A 17576-nucleotide genomic window follows, 5' to 3' on the forward strand; every position below is an offset into this window, starting at 1 on the left:
TAAAAAACGGTGTGTTCCTGATGATCCCTGTATCCTGATTTAAGAATTTAAGGAGGGAGGAGTGAAATTGGATTGGTGAGTTTCATTTTGTTTTCGTTGAGTTCATTGTGATTTGTTTATTCCGCGTTGATGTAAATAGCGCGGATGTTCCATTACCGGCATCGGGTGTTATGTAGGATGTCTCATAACTGATTGGCTTTACTGGTTAATTTTATTAGTTAGTTTATTCGTTCCCTTGCGTATTGAATGCAATAGCAGGGGGTATATCTGTATTTTTCAGACTCTTCAAAGTTATTTCCGGCTTTGTATGCTGAGTGATCCTCCTGTCAAAAAAAGTAGGATAAATGTCAATTGTACATTATAAGCGTATTCTGAAATTAAAAAAAATACAGCCTGAATGTATTAAAAAAGCTTTTTCCTTTGAACTATGGGGGAGCTGGCTAGACAATTTTGCTATCTTTTTAGTGATTCTTATCCTTACTGCGGCCAATGACTATCTTAGTTTTGAATATTCCCTTTTTTACAGCAGGGACGTTTTTTTGATCACCGTTATAAACAATGAATGGCTTACCCCCGTGCCTGAGTGACCGTGGCTTGTAGACAAAAAATCATGGGAGCAGGAGAGGGGGAACCCGCTTACACAAACAATATTGAAAAAATGAAAAACCGATACAATGCCATAATCTTTAAAATTGGAATACTTATCCTGCCGGTTCTTTTCTTTCCGGAAACCGAAGCCTGGTCGCAAAGCAATACAAATTTGAAATTATGGTATAACAAGCCTGCAGGCAGCACCTGGACAGATGCATTGCCACTTGGTAACGGCTTCCTCGGAGCAATGGTTTACGGGAATCCGGATAAGGAAATCATTCCGATTAATGAGGGGACCGTCTGGTCGGGCAGCCCGAACCGGAATGACAATCCAGATGCGTTAAAAGCTCTTCCCGAAATAAGAAAACTGCTTTTCGAGGGAAAATATGCGGAAGCCCAGAAGCTTGCCGGTAATACGATGATATCTAAGACCAGCCACGGAATGAAATTTCAGCCCGTCGGCAATTTAAATCTCGATTTTAAACAGCAGGGGCACCCAAACCAGTACTACCGCGAATTAAACATGGAGGACGCCGTTGCCAGAGTGATTTATGAGGCAGACGGCGTCCGGTTCGCGAGGGAAATATTCACTTCCTTTACCGACAAAGCCGTTGTCATCCGCTTAACAGCAGATAAACCCGGGAGACTTTCTTTTTCTGCGTCCTTTTCCTCGCTTCATAAGTCTGTCAGGAAGATCGACCCGCAGGGGCGGATTGTTCTCTCCGGTACAACATCAGATCACGAAGGGGTAAAGGGGAAGGTAAACTTCAGTGCGTTGGTCAAAGTATTTACAGAGGGCGGATCAAAGTCTGTAAATGATTCTTCTATTAACGTAAATGCTGCAAACAGCGCCACAATCTATGTTTCTGTCGGAACAAATTTTAATTCATATAAAAATCTCGAAGGCAATGCGGCGGCACGAGCTGAAGATATGCTCAGATCTGCCTCGTCAAAGCCCTATCAGCAGTTGTTGAAACAGCATATCGAACACTATCAGAAGTATTTTAAACGTGTATCGCTCGATCTTGGCACCAGTCCTTCCGCGAGTGAGGCAACAGATGTGAGATTACGTGGTTTTGCCGCAAGAAATGATCCGCAATTAGTCAGCCTGTACTTTCAGTTCGGACGTTATCTTTTAATATCCAGTTCTGCCCCCGGCGGCCAGGCCGCCAATCTTCAGGGAATCTGGAATGGTTCCATGAATCCCCCCTGGGACAGTAAGTACACCATTAACATTAACACGGAGATGAACTACTGGCCGGCTGAGAATACAAACCTGAGTGAAATGCACGAACCGCTGGTCAGTCTTATCAGAGACCTTTCTGAAACCGGAAAGGAAACCGCACGGGTAATGTATGGAGCAGGTGGATGGGTAGCCCATCATAATACGGATATCTGGCGGATCACGGGTCCGGTGGATGGCGTTTACTGGGGGATGTGGCCAATGGGAGGAGCATGGCTCTCTGACCATTTATGGGAGAAGTATTTATATACAGGAGATAGCAAATTCCTTTTAACGGCATTTCCAGTCATGAGAGGAGCAGCAGAATTCTTTCTTGATCACTTAGTTGCAGAACCTAAGCATGGTTGGCTGGTCGTTGCTCCGGGCATTTCCCCTGAAAATGAACCTAAAAGGCCCGGTTTCAATGGGATATCCCTGACATATGGTGCTACAATGGACAATCAGATTGTTTTTGGTCTCTTTTCTGATGTACTTCGGGCAGCGGAGGTTCTTAAGGTTAAGGATCCCGCTTTTATAAAAAGAGTAAGAGATGCCAGGGGAAAGCTTCCTCCTATGCAAATTGGCAAATACAGCCAGCTGCAGGAGTGGCTGGAAGACTGGGATGATCCCAATGACAAACATCGTCATATTTCTCATCTGTATGGCTTGTTTCCAGGGAAGCAGATTATCTCCGGCCGGTCGCCTCAGTTGTTCGAGGCTGCCAGGAATTCACTGGTTTACCGCGGGGATGTATCTACCGGCTGGAGTATGGGCTGGAAAGTCAACATGTGGGCGAGATTCCTCGATGGAGACAGGGCTTATCAACTGATAAAAAGCCAGCTTACTCCGCTTGGAGTTAATAAAGACGGCGGCGGGACGTATAATAATTTGTTTGATGCCCATCCTCCTTTCCAGATTGACGGAAATTTTGGGTGCACAGCCGGAATAGCTGAAATGCTGATGCAAAGCCACACAGGCTCACTTCATCTCCTCCCGGCTTTACCAGGTGATTGGAAGAATGGAAATGTGAAAGGTTTGAAAGCACGCGGAGGATTTGAGATTGTGGAAATGGTTTGGCAGCTTTCCAGGATCAGAAAGCTTGTGATTAAATCAAATCTGGGAGGTAATCTGCGTTTGAAAGTCCCGAATTCATTAAAGGGAGCGCCTGGTACAATCCTTAAAAATGCTGCAGGAAACAACGATAATCCCTTCTACTATATTGATGAGATCGAAAAACCACTGGTATCTCCGGAAGCTAAGTTCAGGGGGCTGGCTCAGACTGAATATACCGTATACGATGTCCCTACAATCAAGGGGCGGGTGTACAGTTTTACCAATTAACAGCCATTTAAAAAGCTTATCAGCTTATTTATATAACAAATATGAAACGGATATTTTTCTCTTTTGCGATTTTCTTAGCCTCAGGTATTGCGGTTTCGCAACCGGTTGTAAAACAGGCACCCGCAGGCTTTGATTCTTTACAGACCGGTATCCCCCACGGGAGGATTGATACGGTATCTTATTCCTCTGCAACGGTTGGCTCTGTTCGCAGGGCCTTAGTTTACACTCCCCCGGGATTTTCGAAAAATAAGAAATACCCGGTTCTTTACCTGCTGCATGGTATCGGCGGTGATGAAAAGGAATGGTTCAGACATGGGAGTCCCCAGGTGATTCTGGATAATCTGTATGCTGAGAAAAAACTTCAGCCTATGATTGTAGTTTTGCCTAATGGACGGGCGATGAAGGACGACCGGGCAACCGGTAATATTATGGCTCCGGATAAGGTACAGGCTTTTGCTACGTTTGAGAAAGATCTGCTTAATGACCTGATTCCGTTTATTGAAAGAAAGTATCCTGCGCGTAAAGACCGGGAAAACCGCGCCATAGCGGGGCTTTCCATGGGGGGAGGGCAGTCTCTGAATTTCGGCTTAGGGAATCTGGATAAGTTTGCCTGGGTTGGCGGATTTTCATCTGCCCCAAATACGAAACTCCCGGAACAACTGGTTCCCAACCCGGATGAAGCGAAAAAGAAACTGAAATTACTCTGGATTTCATGCGGAGATAACGACAACCTCATCTCATTCAGCAAACGTACTCATGATTACCTGGCCAAAGAGAAAGTGCCTCATATCTTTTATGTAGAACCTGGAGTGCACGACTTTAAGGTTTGGAAGAATGATCTTTACTTATTTTCACAGTTTCTGTTTAAGCCTGTAGACCAATCCCTCTTTTCGAAATTTACGGTACTCGGAATACCGGCGTCTACCAATGTCAGAGCTGCTGGTTATCCGCAGATTTTGCCGGATCACCGCGTGATATTCAGGATCAACGCGCCGGAGGCGCAGAAAGTTCAGGTAGACCTCGGCCGCAAATACGACCTGGTAAAAGGAAATGCAGGGGTATGGGAAGCCACTACAGATTCAATTGGAGAGGGATTTCATTATTATTCCCTTCTCATTGACGGAGTGGCTGTGGCTGACCCGGCCAGTGAGACCTTTTATGGTATGGGGAGGATGGCAAGCGGGATCGAAATACCCTTTGACGGCGGCGGCTACTATGCTGAGAGAGAAGTGCCTCATGGTGAGATCAGAATGAAGCGTTACTATTCGGAGGTCTTAAATACCTGGCGTCGTTTTTTTATCTATACTCCCCCCGGTTACGATCAGAGCGCGGCAAAGTATCCTGTTTTGTATCTGCTGCATGGAGGGGGAGAAGATGAAAGAGGCTGGGCCATGCAGGGAAAAACAGATCTGATCCTCGATAATCTTATTGCGGATAGTAAAGCAAAACCAATGCTGATAGTCATGATGGACGGAAATGTAAGCTCCGGCAGGTTTAACGAACAATCTCTTCGCACCTTCGAGGCTGAGCTTAAAACATCTGTTATTCCTTTTGTTGAAAGTAACTACAGGACAGAAGCTGGTTCTGCAGGCAGGGCACTCGCTGGCTTATCACTGGGAGGGATACAGACACTTTATGCCGGGATTAAAAATACCGGTATGTTCTCTTATCTCGGTGTGTTCAGCTCCGGCTGGTTTGCGGGTCAAAATGAGATCACCGATCCTCAGTATAAGTTCATTGCAGAAAATATATCTTCGATCAACAGTAATCTGAAGTCGCTCTGGATTGCAATGGGAGGGAAGGAAGACATCGCTTATAACAACTGCAAAACTATGATGTCAAAATTTGATGATCTGAAGATAAAATATACTTACTCCGAATACCCTGGAGGGCATACCTGGCCTGTATGGCGTAATAATCTCTATAATTTTGCGCAGGTGTTGTTTAAGTGAGATATGAGTTCATACATGCAGATCTGCTTAAGCAAACCGGGGTGTATGATATAATTTAGCTTTTGTAAAGCTCAGGGTCTTTTGGGTTAAATTAAGTTGTCAGTCCGCCGGTTAAGTCCGGCGAACTGATTTTTTTTATTTCCCCGCGCTTAGCTTATCCCCAATCCTGAAGAAGTCGAAATCCACATGGCCTCCGGTTGATTTGGTTGCATAGTTGAACAGCCCGAAACGATAACCTATAAATTGAGGGATAGTGTAGGCCATCTTCAAAGGGGAGCCTGCTGCAGTCCATGTTTTTCCATCAAGGCTATAGTAAAAATAACCTTTGTCGGCACGGTCTTTAAAGTTGCATTCTGCCTTAAGATAAACTGTTTTCTGTTTCAGCGGGATACGCTGTTCTTCAACAGGTTTACCGGAATCTGCGTTTATCATTACAATACTCCGCTCTCCGTCTGCGCCTGCTTTTACACCAATCCATGCATACTTTGCCTGCAGAAGCACGAGGCCTGCGCAATCGCCGTCTTTCATCCCCGATACGTCGATCGCTGTGATTCCTGAACATTCAGGTCCGAAAGTTCGTTGCGTCAGCGTATTACGCGCATACAGGAGAGAGGTATCTGTTCTTCCTGTGGTAATACGGAAAAAACCGGGACGCTGCGTTAACGACCAAAACCTGTTATCCGGATTGTGATTCCATTGCCATACAAGGGGAAACGATTTCTCATTCTGTTTACGGGTAAAGTTGTCAGATGCGACGATACCAGGGATGTAGCCACGGCTCGGGGGAAGGTTAAGTTTATCAGGCGCCTTATTTCCGACTCCAAGAATGGGCCAGCCATCCTGCCAGGTAACGGGCACCAAATAAGGGATACGGCCTGCTGCGCCAAAGTCGCGGAACAGGTAAGAGTACCATTGACCCTGCGGAGTACTGATAAGTCCCCCCTGGGCAATACCTTTGTCCTGGAGCGCCACGCGTCCTTCATAGGGGCCGGTAATCTTATCCGCCCGGTGTACGATCACTGTGCGCATTCCTCCGCGAGGCCAGTTTATATTGAACAGATAATATTTCCCGTCAATTTTAAAAAGTTGTGAACCCTCCGCTGGCAGGCCTGTATTAGGTCCGGTTGGGGCTCCGGCATCATCGATGATTACTTGTTGCGTGGTCCCCGCTTTGATCCCAGAAAGGTCTTCACTCAGCTCAGCCATCATTATCTTTCCACTGCCGTAAACCATATAGATTTTTCCGTCATCATCGAAAAAGAGCGAATGATCATGTAAGGATGGTTTAAACGAATGTGCCTTCCATGGCCCTTTTTCAATGTTTTTCGTTGTATAGATGTATGTTTTGCCTGTGTTGCCCGCAAATGTGGAGACATAAAAGACCCCTTTGTGATAACGCAGGCTGCTGGCCCACGATCCCCGTCCATATGCATTTTTTCCATTGGAAAGGTTAAGATCATCAGCATCTTCCAGCTTATCGTATGCATAACTGATGAGCTTCCAGTTCACAAGGTCTTTTGAACTCATTATCGGCACCCCCGGGTTCATGTGCATAGTAGTACTGCTCATGTAATAGGTGTCACCTACTCGTATCATAGCCATGTCCGGTACATCGGCAAAGATCACAGGGTTGGAAGCGCTCTGTGCAAAGAGGCTTAGTGGGAGTAAGAGTTTTGCCAGCACCAGGCAAAAGAAATTGACTGTTTTTTTCATGTATCCAAAGAATGTATAACTGCCTTTAGTTTGTTTTTTTTCCTGCGGCCTGCGGTTTGATTAGAGAAAGCATTTTTTCTGCATATCTCTTACCCAGCTCTCTGTAGCCGGCAGCATTGAAATGAAGATTGTCGGGAGCTGCTTCACAGCCAGCCGAGGAGATAACATACGAATCGGGCAGAGTTGAAGGAAGTTTCGCTATGATAGAGTTCATGCTGGCACACTTGCCGCCCTGGTCTGCTCCCACCATTTCTCCCGCAAGCAAAGGCACTGGAGCAATGCCCAGGTCTTTTATCAGGTTACTATACACGGTTTTAACTTTTTTCGGCCAGTCAGCATCTCCCGTATTCGATTCCCCCTGGTGTAAAAGAACTCCCTTTATCACCCCATCTTTCATGGCGGTTTTCGCTGTTTCTACCAGCCGCTTATATGGGTCGCCGTCGTATTCCCTGACCATGTTCTTTAGCCAGTCAGGCGAAGTTGATACGTAAGTCTGATAGTTATCTTTGTCGAAAAGTTCAATTTTACAACCCCCTACCGAAACATTTATTACCCCGATTTTGATATCCGGCGGAAGTGCCTTAATCAGCGTTTTTCCAAAATAGTCAGCAGGAGTGAGGCCAGTCCTGCACCTGCAGAGGGGAGGGACGGCAGGGTACCAGTTACCTCTGGTTCTTCCAAGATCGGGACAATCGACCGATGCGAGGACCTGGAAACGACTGTCTGCTATCGTGTCCTGCGCTTCAAATTTTGCATTTCCTTCCATATTTGATTGTCCTAAACATAAGAAAATATAGAAGTTAGGGTCCTGTGAAAATGCTTTCGTCGCCGTTAACAGGAAGATGGTGAGCGTTAGTATCGCTGAACATGATTTTCTTTTTAATTTGGTTTTCATATATCTGTTTTTAGGTTGTATATGGCTGATTTATGCTGCCTAAGCCTCTGATCTCTGACGCTACCAGTTCGGATGTCTATTCATTTTCTGGTTTGAGATTTCGGACTTATGGAAGTCAAAGCTAATCTATAAGCGCTGAAGCGAAATGCCAATCTGTAAAAAAAGATAGTATAAATGTTCAATCTGTAGCCCGCGAAAACGACCTCAACAGATATTTGGAGCAGAAGAATAATTCTTTAAACATTGGTGCTATTAATTTGGACGTTTTAACCATCCTGTCAGTGTCCATGCTCTTAGTTTTGGCGATGCATACAGGTCTGTCAGCCTGCCGTGTGATAAAACTAACATAATCCTTTTTAAAAAATGAATAATAGTAATGTAGAACTGCTTAAGAGCCTTGCATCTCAGGTAAGGCGCGATATTGTACGGATGGTTCATTCCTGTCAGTCTGGACATCCCGGCGGTTCCCTTGGCTGTACGGATTACCTGGTCGCCCTCTATTTTTCTGAAATGTATCATAATCCTGAGTTCAATATGAACGGGAAGGAAGAAGATCTTTTTTTCCTCTCTAACGGACATATTTCACCTGTGTTCTATTCGATACTGGCGCGGTCGGGGTATTTCGAAATTTCAGAACTCAGTACATTCCGAAAATTGGGCTCAAGGCTTCAGGGGCATCCTACTACCCATGAAGGGTTACCCGGGATCCGGGTGGCATCGGGCTCCCTGGGACAGGGACTTTCTGTCGCAATCGGCGCCGCTCTTACTAAGAAGCTGAATGGAGATGACCGCTGGGTATTTTCTCTTCACGGCGACGGCGAACTGCAGGAAGGACAGATATGGGAAGCCGCAATGTTCGCAGCCCATAACAAAGTGGATAACCTGATTGCTGCAGTTGATGTTAATGGCCAGCAGATAGATGGGCCTACCGAAAAAGTACTTTCTCTGGGCTCCCTTCGCGAAAAATGGCTCGCCTTTGGCTGGGATGTGCTGGAAACAGAAGGGAACGATATGGAGCAGGTTGTAGGTGCGATCAGGGAAGCGAAAAACCGGAGTAATAAAGGAAAGCCGGTCATGATCCTGCTGCGTACCAGTATGGGATACGGTGTTGATTTCATGGCAGGAAGCCATAAATGGCATGGAGTAGCTCCCAATGACGAACAGTTGAATGCTGCGCTGGTACAGCTTGAAGAAACCTTAGGCGATTACTGACCGGTACTTTTGCAGACAAACCTGAACAGAACAATTAAACCGTTAAATGACAGATGAAAAAATACACGTATAGTGAAAAAAAAGATACCCGTTCCGGTTTTGGAGCCGGGCTTTTAGAAGCGGGCAGGAGAAACACCGATGTCGTCGCCCTGTGTGCCGACCTGATCGGATCTCTTAAGATGCAGGACTTTATAAATGCGTTTCCCGAACGCTTTTTTCAGGTCGGTATCGCGGAAGCCAATATGATTGGAATGGCTGCCGGACTTACTATTGGAGGCAAAATTCCCTTCACCGGTACTTTTGCCAATTTCTCAACAGGACGGGTGTACGACCAGATCCGGCAAAGTGTTGCTTATTCCGGTAAGAATGTGAAGATCTGCGCCTCTCACGCGGGCTTAACCCTTGGTGAAGACGGTGCCACCCACCAGATCCTGGAAGACATAGGTCTTATGAAAATGTTACCGGGAATGACCGTTATCAATACCTGTGATTTTAATCAGACGAAAGCAGCAACGATCGCTGTCGCTGAATATGACGGACCTGTTTATCTCCGTTTCGGCCGTCCGGTTGTTCCGGTTTTTACAGCTCCGGACCAGGAATTTAAGATCGGTAAAGCATGGATGGTGAATGAAGGTATTGATGTGTCGATTTTTGCCACAGGTCACCTTGTATGGGAAGCAATCCTGGCAGGTGAGAAGCTTGCGGCCGAAGGAATCAATGCCGAGATCATAAATATTCATACGATAAAGCCTCTTGATGAGGAGGCCGTACTGAGATCTGTTGCCAAAACAGGGTGCGTAGTGACGGCAGAAGAACATAACAGGCTGGGCGGCCTTGGGGATAGTATAGCTCAGGTACTGGCTTCGAAATTACCATCACCACAGGAATACGTCGCGGTGAATGACTCCTTCGGCGAATCGGGGACACCTGAGCAACTGATGAAGAAATACGGGCTCGATAGCGAAAATATAGTAAAAGCAGTTAAACGTGTTATGCAGCGGGCGGGCAGCCGTAAAGGAGTGCTGCTCTAAAAAAGTACATCATGATGAAACGAAAAGGATTTAAAATTACTCTCCTTCACAAGAGCCTGACAATGCTCTCAACAGTCGCAATGTGTATGCTCTCTCCAGCATCTGCACAGCAGAATAATAAGGCAGCTAAGAATGCTCCCCTTTTTTCTCAGTTTGAGTATAAAGGGAATGACCGCGTTTACAATGAAAATCCGCTGAAGGACGATGAGTTCTATACTCCGGTTCTCCAGGGATGTTACCCCGATCCAAGTATCACCCGGAAGGGGGATGACTATTATCTTGTAAATTCTTCGTTCGCTTTTTTTCCCGGCGTACCGATCTTCCATTCCAGGGACCTTGTTAACTGGAGGCAGATAGGACATGTGCTCGATCGCACTTCTCAGTTGAAAGTCTACGATTCTGGCATATCCGCCGGGATATATGCCCCCGCTATTAAGTATAATCCGAATAATGACACCTTCTACATGATTACGACCCAGTTTTCGGGAGGTATAGGGAACATGGTGGTCAAGACCAAAGATCCGGAGAAGGGATGGAGTGACCCAATTAAACTTCAGTTCGAAGGGATAGACCCGTCTCTCTTCTTTGATGATAATGGAAAAGCCTATGTGATCCACAACGATGCTCCTCCTAAAGGAAAAGCTTTGTATGAAGGGCATCGCGTGATCAAGATCTGGGAGTATGATGTTCAGAATGACAAAGTGGTTCCCGGAACAGATAAAATTATCGTTGACGGAGGAACAGATCTCTCTCAGAAACCTATCTGGATTGAGGGGCCGCATATTTATAAGAAGAACGGAAAGTATTACCTGATGTGCGCAGAAGGCGGTACCGGTGGTTGGCATAGCGAAGTGATTTTTGTCAGCGATAAGCCTGACGGACCCTTTATTCCCGCTAATAATAATCCAATTCTTACCCAAAGATACTTCCCGGCTAACCGTGCCAATAAAATTGACTGGACCGGGCATGCCGATTTAGTGGAAGGCCCGGGAGGGAAATACTATGGCGTTTTTCTTGGGATCCGGCCCAATGAAAAGAACCGGGTGACAACAGGCCGGGAAACTTTTATACTCCCGGTAGACTGGAGCGGCGAATTTCCTGTATTTGAAAACGGCCTCGTTCCTTTAAAAACAAAGTTGAAAACCCCGGGAGGTGTGAAAAGTCTTGCCGGGCAAAATGGCTTTTTTCCTAATGGAAACTTTACCTTCAGAGATGATTTTGCTAAAAAACCGCTTGATTACAGGTGGATTGGTGTAAGAGGGCCGCGTGAAGACTTTATTACCTTAACCAAAGAAGGGTTGAAGATCAGTCCCTATAAGCAAAACATAAAAGCGGTAGTTTCTACATCCACTCTTTTTTACAGGCAGCAGCATAACACCTTTAATGCAACTGTAACGATAAAGTACGTTCCCGGATCTGAAAAAGACCTGGCTGGAATAGTGTGTTATCAGAGAGAAACATTTAATTATGTATTCGGGCTAACAAAGAAAGGAAGTGAATCCTACCTGGTACTGGCCAGAACTGAGAGGGGTAAAACTACTGTGATCGGAAGTGAAAAAGTGGATGCCCGTAAACCGTTACAATTACAGGTTGAAGCTAAGGGAGACAATTATCAGTTCAGCTATTCCACGGATAAGCAGCAGTTTAAGAACATAGGGGGAACCGTATCAGGAGACATCTTGTCAACGGATGTTGCAGGTGGTTTCACCGGCTCTTTAATCGGCTTGTATGCCACTGCTGAAAATGATATCACTCCTTAAATCTGCAGAAAAATCTAAATACTTAATTGTAATTTCGCGAACAGGCATCTGGTGTCTTTAGCCAAAAGTATAAATCTTAATGAGCACTTCATATCTTCAGCGACCATTACTGCAGCTTTTCACTACGGCGTTTATCCTGGTCTCAGTTACCAAACTTCAGGCCCAGGAAAAGTTGTACAGGAACAGTTTTCCCTTAAGGGATGTAACCTTGCTCGACGGGCAATTTAAGCATGCCCGCGATCTGAATACTCAGGTTTTGTTAAAGTACGATGCCGACAGGCTGCTGGCAGGATACCGGAAAGAGGCAGGCTTACCTGCCAAAGCCAGTATTTACCCAAACTGGGAAGGCCTCGACGGGCATGTTGGAGGCCATTACTTGTCGGCGCTGGCAATGAGTTACGCATCGGCTAATGACGCTGAATGTGGCAGGCGGCTGGATTATATGCTGTCAGAGTTAAAAGCATGCCAGGCTGCTAATGCTAAAAAATATCCTGACTGGGGTGCTGGATATCTGGGAGCGGTACCTGGAGGGGCCGGATTGTGGCCCCAGATAAAATCGGGCAACGTCAGCATTGTCTGGAAGTACTGGGTGCCATGGTATAATGTCCATAAGATGTATGCGGGTTTAAGGGACGCCTGGCTGTATGCGGGCAGGGAAGATGCTAAAAAGATGTTTCTGGACTTTTGCGACTGGGCTCTGGATATTACTTCGGCTTTGTCAGCGGAAAAGATGGACGAAATGCTGGCCAGTGAGCATGGTGGCATGAATGAGGTTCTGGCTGATGCATATCAGATAACAGGTGATGAAAAGTATCTGGTTGCAGCTAGACGGTTTTCTCACAAAATGCTTTTGGACGCAATGGCTGCATCCAGTGATAACCTGGATAACAAACATGCAAATACACAGGTGCCTAAGGCGGTGGGTTTCGAAAGGATCGCCGAGCTGTCGCATGATGAAAAGTATGGAAAAGCAGGAAGCTTTTTCTGGGAGACTGTTACCTCTACCCGCACGCTTGCTTTTGGCGGCAACAGCAGAAGGGAGTTTTTCCCTTCCGCGGCGTCCTGTACTGATTTTGTTAATGAGGTAGAAGGGCCTGAAACCTGTAACACCTATAACATGCTAAAGCTTACCGAGGATCTCTTCAGAGGCACTCCGTCTGCTAAGTATGCCGACTACTACGAGAAAGCCCTTTACAACCATATTCTATCGTCGCAGCACCCTCAACATGGTGGATATGTCTACTTCACACCTGCGCGTCCCCGGCATTACCGGGTGTATTCCACTCCTAACCAGGCTATGTGGTGTTGTGTCGGCAGCGGCATGGAAAACCATAGTAAATATGCGCAGTTTATTTATACGAAGGTTAAAGACTCGCTTTATGTCAATCTGTTTATTCCGTCAGAATTAAACTGGCGTGAAAAAGGCGTCATCATCAGGCAGGAGACGCAGTTCCCTTCATCAGAACAAACAAAACTGATCATAAAGAAAGGGGGGGGGCGGTTTAAATTAATGATCCGGTATCCGCAGTGGGTAAAAGAGGGGGCCCTGGGCATCAGGGTCAACGGGCATCGGATTCCTTTTGAACAAGCCCCCTCTTCCTACATCTGTGTCGACCGGCTGTGGAAGAAAGGTGATGTCCTGGAAATAGATTTACCGATGCAGAATACCTCTGTACCTCTCATTAATGTTCCGCACTATTTTGCATTTATGCACGGACCCCTTCTCCTGGCTGCAAAGACGGGTACCGAAGATTTGAACGGACTTGTTGCCGGCGATTCGCGCTGGGGCCATATCGCCAGCGGAAGGAAACTTCCTCTCGACAAGGCCCCCGTTCTTATAGAGAATGATATGGCTTCGCTTGCCGGAAAAATACGTCCCGTACCAGGTAAGCCTCTTTCATTTGCCTTCTCAGATCTAAAAATAGAAAACGCCGCAGATGTGGTTTTAGAGCCATTCTACAAGATCCACGACAGCCGGTATGAAATGTACTGGATGGCATTATCACCAGGAGCCTATAAGTCGTATATCGATTCTTTATCGGTACTTGAAAAACAAAACCAGGAACTGGAGAAACGTACAGTTGATTTTGTAGCGCCCGGTGAACAGCAGCCCGAAGCAGATCATGCGATGGAAAAAGAGAACTCGTCGTCCGGAAATATGATGGATGCTTTCTGGCGGGATGCAAAAAATGGCGGATACTTCAGTTATAAGCTGAATACGCAAAATGAAACAGGACTGAGTCTCATGGTCAGCTATTGGAATGAGCCTGATGATCAAAAAGCATTCGATATTTATATAGACGGGAAGAAGCTTGACGCCGGCAGTGCTGATAAAAAGACCGCTAAACCAGGTCTTTCGAACGTAGAGTATATCATCCCCGACCCTCTGTTGAAGGGAAATGCCGTGATCAGGGTCAAATTCCAGGCTGGTCAAAGCACTGAGACGGGAAGGATCTTTAAAATCCGCTTACTGCGAAAATAACAAGAACCTTCGGCGTTCCTTGATTGTCTTTCTTATAACCTGTAAGCCGATAATAAAACAAGCGCCCGGATGAGGATATCAAAACCTCATCCGGGCGCTTGTTTTATGGCAACACGTTGTTTTAGTGTCTTTCGCCTGGCCTATAGCTTAATCGTGTATGTAAACGATTCTGGTCCTGAGTATACCTGGAATTTATCAAGCGGACGTGGTCCGCAGCTCGCAGACCCAACTCCCAGGGTTTTAGAAGAAATACATAAGACTGTTGAGGTACTTGCCGGCAGGTCTATTTTATACTCTACGGGATACATCTGCTCATCGGTATGCGGCAGGGCAGATACTTGCATAAGTTTCTCGTCCGACCTGATAAGTACAGGCGGATAATCTTTTCCTGTTAGCTTTGCCCATCTTACCTCTTCATGATTTCCCCGTTCCATTGGCTTTTCATATTCATACTGCTCATTAACACCAATTTCATACAGCCCCACGTCTGCCGCACTTTTACGGTCCGGGTAATTTTCAAAAGGCCCTCTGCCAAAGAATTGCATCCGGTCATATTTTTTATCAAGCATCATCCTGACGCCGATCCGGGCAAGGTTAATGCGCAGACCTTCAAAATTTATATCATTGTCAACCTTTACAGAGCCATCCCCCTTAACCAGGTAACTTGCCGTATGAAACACGGCAAAGCCTTCTTTTCCGGTAGCTTTGGTTCTGGACGTTATCCTGACGCTTGTTTTACCCAGTTTTTCTGATTTGATGCTCACCACTTCATATTTCAGGTTATTGACTCCAAACCTTTCACCGATAGAATAAACCCAGTCATCGTCATTCCGGTGTGCCGCCCGCCACAAATGGAGTTTTGGCGCCCCATCCTGCGCCAGGAGATTCTGTCCGTTCTTTGCCAGCCGACTCATAAAGCCTGTGTTCTTATCGAATCCTATCACGAAATCCTTTCCTGTAACGGTGATAGTAGCGGCATTCTCACTGAGCGTAACAGGCAGGCTGGTTCCGGCTTCTGCAATAGGTTGTGTGTGCACCGGCAGTTTAAATTGTGCAGAGGCGACTTCGAACCCCTGATCGGCCCAAAGCGTTTTTTCTTTCTGGGTATAGGAGATCCGAAGAAAATATTCGGCTCCGGCTTTTGGATGTTCGATTTTATAGGGGATCCTGGCAAAACCGGTCTCCCGGGCGCGGATGGGACGATGCTGTACGGTTCCCTTCGCTATTTCTACCCCGTCTTCACTTAAGCTCCAGTGGGTAGTAAACGCATCGAGCGGGATAAACTGATATTTATTCCGTATTCTTATACCTCCGCTAACAGGATCAGTTAATTGTGTTTCTATCCATTGAAATGCTTTTTTCATTTCGGGAAAATGAGGCTTTGTTCCTTTCCTTTCCCAGTCGACAACACCCTTATGGATAAAATAATGGTCGTTAGGATATTCACCAAACCCTCCTCCGTAAGCAAGTATCGGATGCTCAGGATTTCGTTTATTCCATAATCCCTGGTCCTGAAATTCCCATATAGCGCCGCCCAGTATTTCGGGATGCTTGTCAAAAACCTCAGAATACTCATCCAGGGATCCCATGGAATTAAACATGGCGTGAACAAACTCGCAGATATAGAATGGTTTTGTTAACTTTTTATTCATGGCGACATTTGCATAATCCTCTGCCGTTCCATACATTCTGCCATCCAGGTCTGCAGGGTTATTTTTCCCTGTGCCAAAGCGTTCATAATGTACAAAGCGGGTTGGGTCTATGGCTTTGACGGCAGCCATCGCTGCTCTGACATTAGTTCCGCCTGCGCCGCCTTCATTTCCCAAAGACCAGATAATCACTGAGGGGTGATTCTTGAAGTTCTCGGCATTGGCGACGTTCCTGTCAACAATCGCAGCTTTCATTGTGGGCTCTTCATCAAACTTGTTGTCGTAGCCGTGATACTCCATGTTCGCTTCAGATACCAGCCAGATCCCCCATTCATCACACAATTCATACCAGCGGGGATCGTTTGGGTAATGCGACGTACGAACGTGGTTACAGTTGCCTTGCTTGATAATCTCCAGATCACGGATCATCTGTTCTTCTGTAACCGCGTGTCCAACGTCCGACCAATGCTCGTGACGGTTCACCCCTTTCAGCTTGACCGGCACTCCGTTTACCATGAAAATACGGCCTTTGATTTCTACCTTCCGGAAACCAGTTCTGGACGACAGGATCTCGCCTGCTGAAGTGGTCAATACCAGCGTATAGAGGTTGGGGGTTTCGGCTGTCCATTTCAGTGGGGCAGGAACATTAAACTTCAGCTTTAGTTCTGCTTCTTCTTTAGATTTTAATGCAGCTCCGTTCGCCTTGGTTTTCGCGATTTCATTTCCTGTTTTATCATACAGGATAGCCGTCAGGGTCTGACCTGCAACAGCCTGTCCGCCATAATTCCTGATACGTGCAGAGACATCTATTACCGCATCTTTATACTCCTTGTCGAGATCTGTTTTAACAAAGAAGTCGCGGACGTGCACTTCCGGTGCACTCCAAAGGGTAACATTCCGGAATATGCCGTGTAAACGCCACATATCCTGGTCTTCTAACCAGGTGCCTGAGCTATATTGGTATACTTCCGCTGCAATGAGATTTTTACCTTTCTTCAGATATTTGGTGAGGTCAAATTCCGCTGCATTGCGGCTGTTCACGCTGAAACCAACTTTCTGTCCGTTCACCCATAGGAAAAAGGCACAGTCTACTCCGTCAAAAGTGACAAAAATACGTCTGCCTGTCCATTCAGAAGGAAGGTCAAACTCTCTCCGGTAGCTTCCAACAGGGTTTCTTTCTTTAAATGAAGTGTACCGTTCTTCCGGTTCGCTCATGACATGCGGGAAGTCCCGTTTTATCGTGTAGCCCAGATTCCGGTAGAACGGTGTCCCGTATCCCTGTACTTCCCAATTGGAAGGTACAGGGATCTCTTTCCACGCGGATACATCAAAATCTGGTTTATAAAAGTCAGAAGGACGCTGTTCCGGCCGGGGCACCCAATTGAACTTCCATAACCCGTTAAGGCTCCTGCAATAAGAGGATGAATGTCTTTTTGCCCTTAAAGCTTCCTGCAGGTTGGCATAAGGCATCAACGTCGCATGGTATGGCTCTTTGTTTATACCCGTGATTTCAGGGTTTTCTATTTCAGGTGGAACCGGGGCATTTCCCCGTGCCGATGGTGGATTTAGCTGAGCATTGACGCTTTTTACGGCGATAAATACCATAAATAAACTCAGAATAATGTTTTTTTTCATTTTACTGCTGATAACTGGATGTGTGATTAGTGGATATCTTCTTCAACTTCGTAGTCTTGCGGAGATGTCAGGGTTTGTATAATGTGTGCTGCA

At 46.2% G+C, this 17576-nt stretch carries 9 protein-coding genes; 6 read left to right on the forward strand and 3 right to left on the reverse strand.

Translation table 11 applies throughout. The annotated features are described in order from the left end of the window. The first annotated feature begins 658 nt into the window (after positions 1-658). Together DDR33_RS08115 and DDR33_RS08120 are read left to right on the forward strand one after the other, a co-directional pair. Positions 659-3154: a glycoside hydrolase family 95 protein gene (locus DDR33_RS08115; RefSeq protein ID WP_109415309.1), complete on the forward strand. Its 2496-nt coding sequence runs from the start codon at positions 659-661 to the stop codon at positions 3152-3154. Positions 3155-3195: 41 nt separating this feature from the next. Further along, on the forward strand, positions 3196-5106 hold the full coding sequence (locus tag DDR33_RS08120) for an alpha/beta hydrolase-fold protein (protein ID WP_109415269.1): 1911 nt from the start codon (positions 3196-3198) through the stop codon (positions 5104-5106). A 135-nt stretch (positions 5107-5241) separates the two neighbouring features. Here DDR33_RS08120 and DDR33_RS08125 read toward each other — a convergent pair whose 3' ends face one another. Then, positions 5242-6819 (reverse strand): glycoside hydrolase family 43 protein, encoded by a 1578-nt coding sequence (locus tag DDR33_RS08125; protein WP_109415270.1) that lies wholly within the window; start codon positions 6817-6819, stop codon positions 5242-5244. Between the two features lie 25 nt (positions 6820-6844). Continuing rightward, on the reverse strand, positions 6845-7714 hold the full coding sequence (locus tag DDR33_RS08130; protein WP_109415271.1) for a sialate O-acetylesterase: 870 nt from the start codon (positions 7712-7714) through the stop codon (positions 6845-6847). Between the two features lie 363 nt (positions 7715-8077). Between DDR33_RS08130 and DDR33_RS08135 the strand changes: the two genes are divergently transcribed. The 4 genes from DDR33_RS08135 to DDR33_RS08150 all read left to right on the forward strand — a co-directional run bounded on the left by DDR33_RS08135 (position 8078) and on the right by DDR33_RS08150 (position 14199). Next, positions 8078-8926: a transketolase gene (locus DDR33_RS08135; RefSeq protein WP_109415272.1), complete on the forward strand. Its 849-nt coding sequence runs from the start codon at positions 8078-8080 to the stop codon at positions 8924-8926. A gap of 53 nt (positions 8927-8979) precedes the next feature. Further along, positions 8980-9957 carry a transketolase family protein gene (locus DDR33_RS08140; RefSeq protein ID WP_109415273.1) on the forward strand — a complete coding sequence of 326 codons (978 nt, stop codon included), beginning with the start codon at positions 8980-8982 and terminating at the stop codon, positions 9955-9957. An 11-nt stretch (positions 9958-9968) separates the two neighbouring features. Beyond that, positions 9969-11717, forward strand: coding sequence for a glycoside hydrolase family 43 protein (locus DDR33_RS08145; RefSeq protein ID WP_238387716.1), 1749 nt, complete (start codon positions 9969-9971; stop codon positions 11715-11717). Between the two features lie 79 nt (positions 11718-11796). Further along, positions 11797-14199, forward strand: coding sequence for a glycoside hydrolase family 127 protein (locus DDR33_RS08150; RefSeq protein WP_109415274.1), 2403 nt, complete (start codon positions 11797-11799; stop codon positions 14197-14199). A 140-nt stretch (positions 14200-14339) separates the two neighbouring features. On the opposite strand, the gene DDR33_RS08155 is transcribed toward DDR33_RS08150, so the two are convergent. Continuing rightward, positions 14340-17483 (reverse strand): glycoside hydrolase family 2 TIM barrel-domain containing protein, encoded by a 3144-nt coding sequence (locus DDR33_RS08155; RefSeq protein ID WP_109415275.1) that lies wholly within the window; start codon positions 17481-17483, stop codon positions 14340-14342. Positions 17484-17576: the final 93 nt, after the last annotated feature.

Origin of the sequence: Pararcticibacter amylolyticus (genome assembly GCF_003130405.1) — a bacterium.
Lineage (GTDB): Bacteria > Bacteroidota > Bacteroidia > Sphingobacteriales > Sphingobacteriaceae > Arcticibacter > Arcticibacter amylolyticus.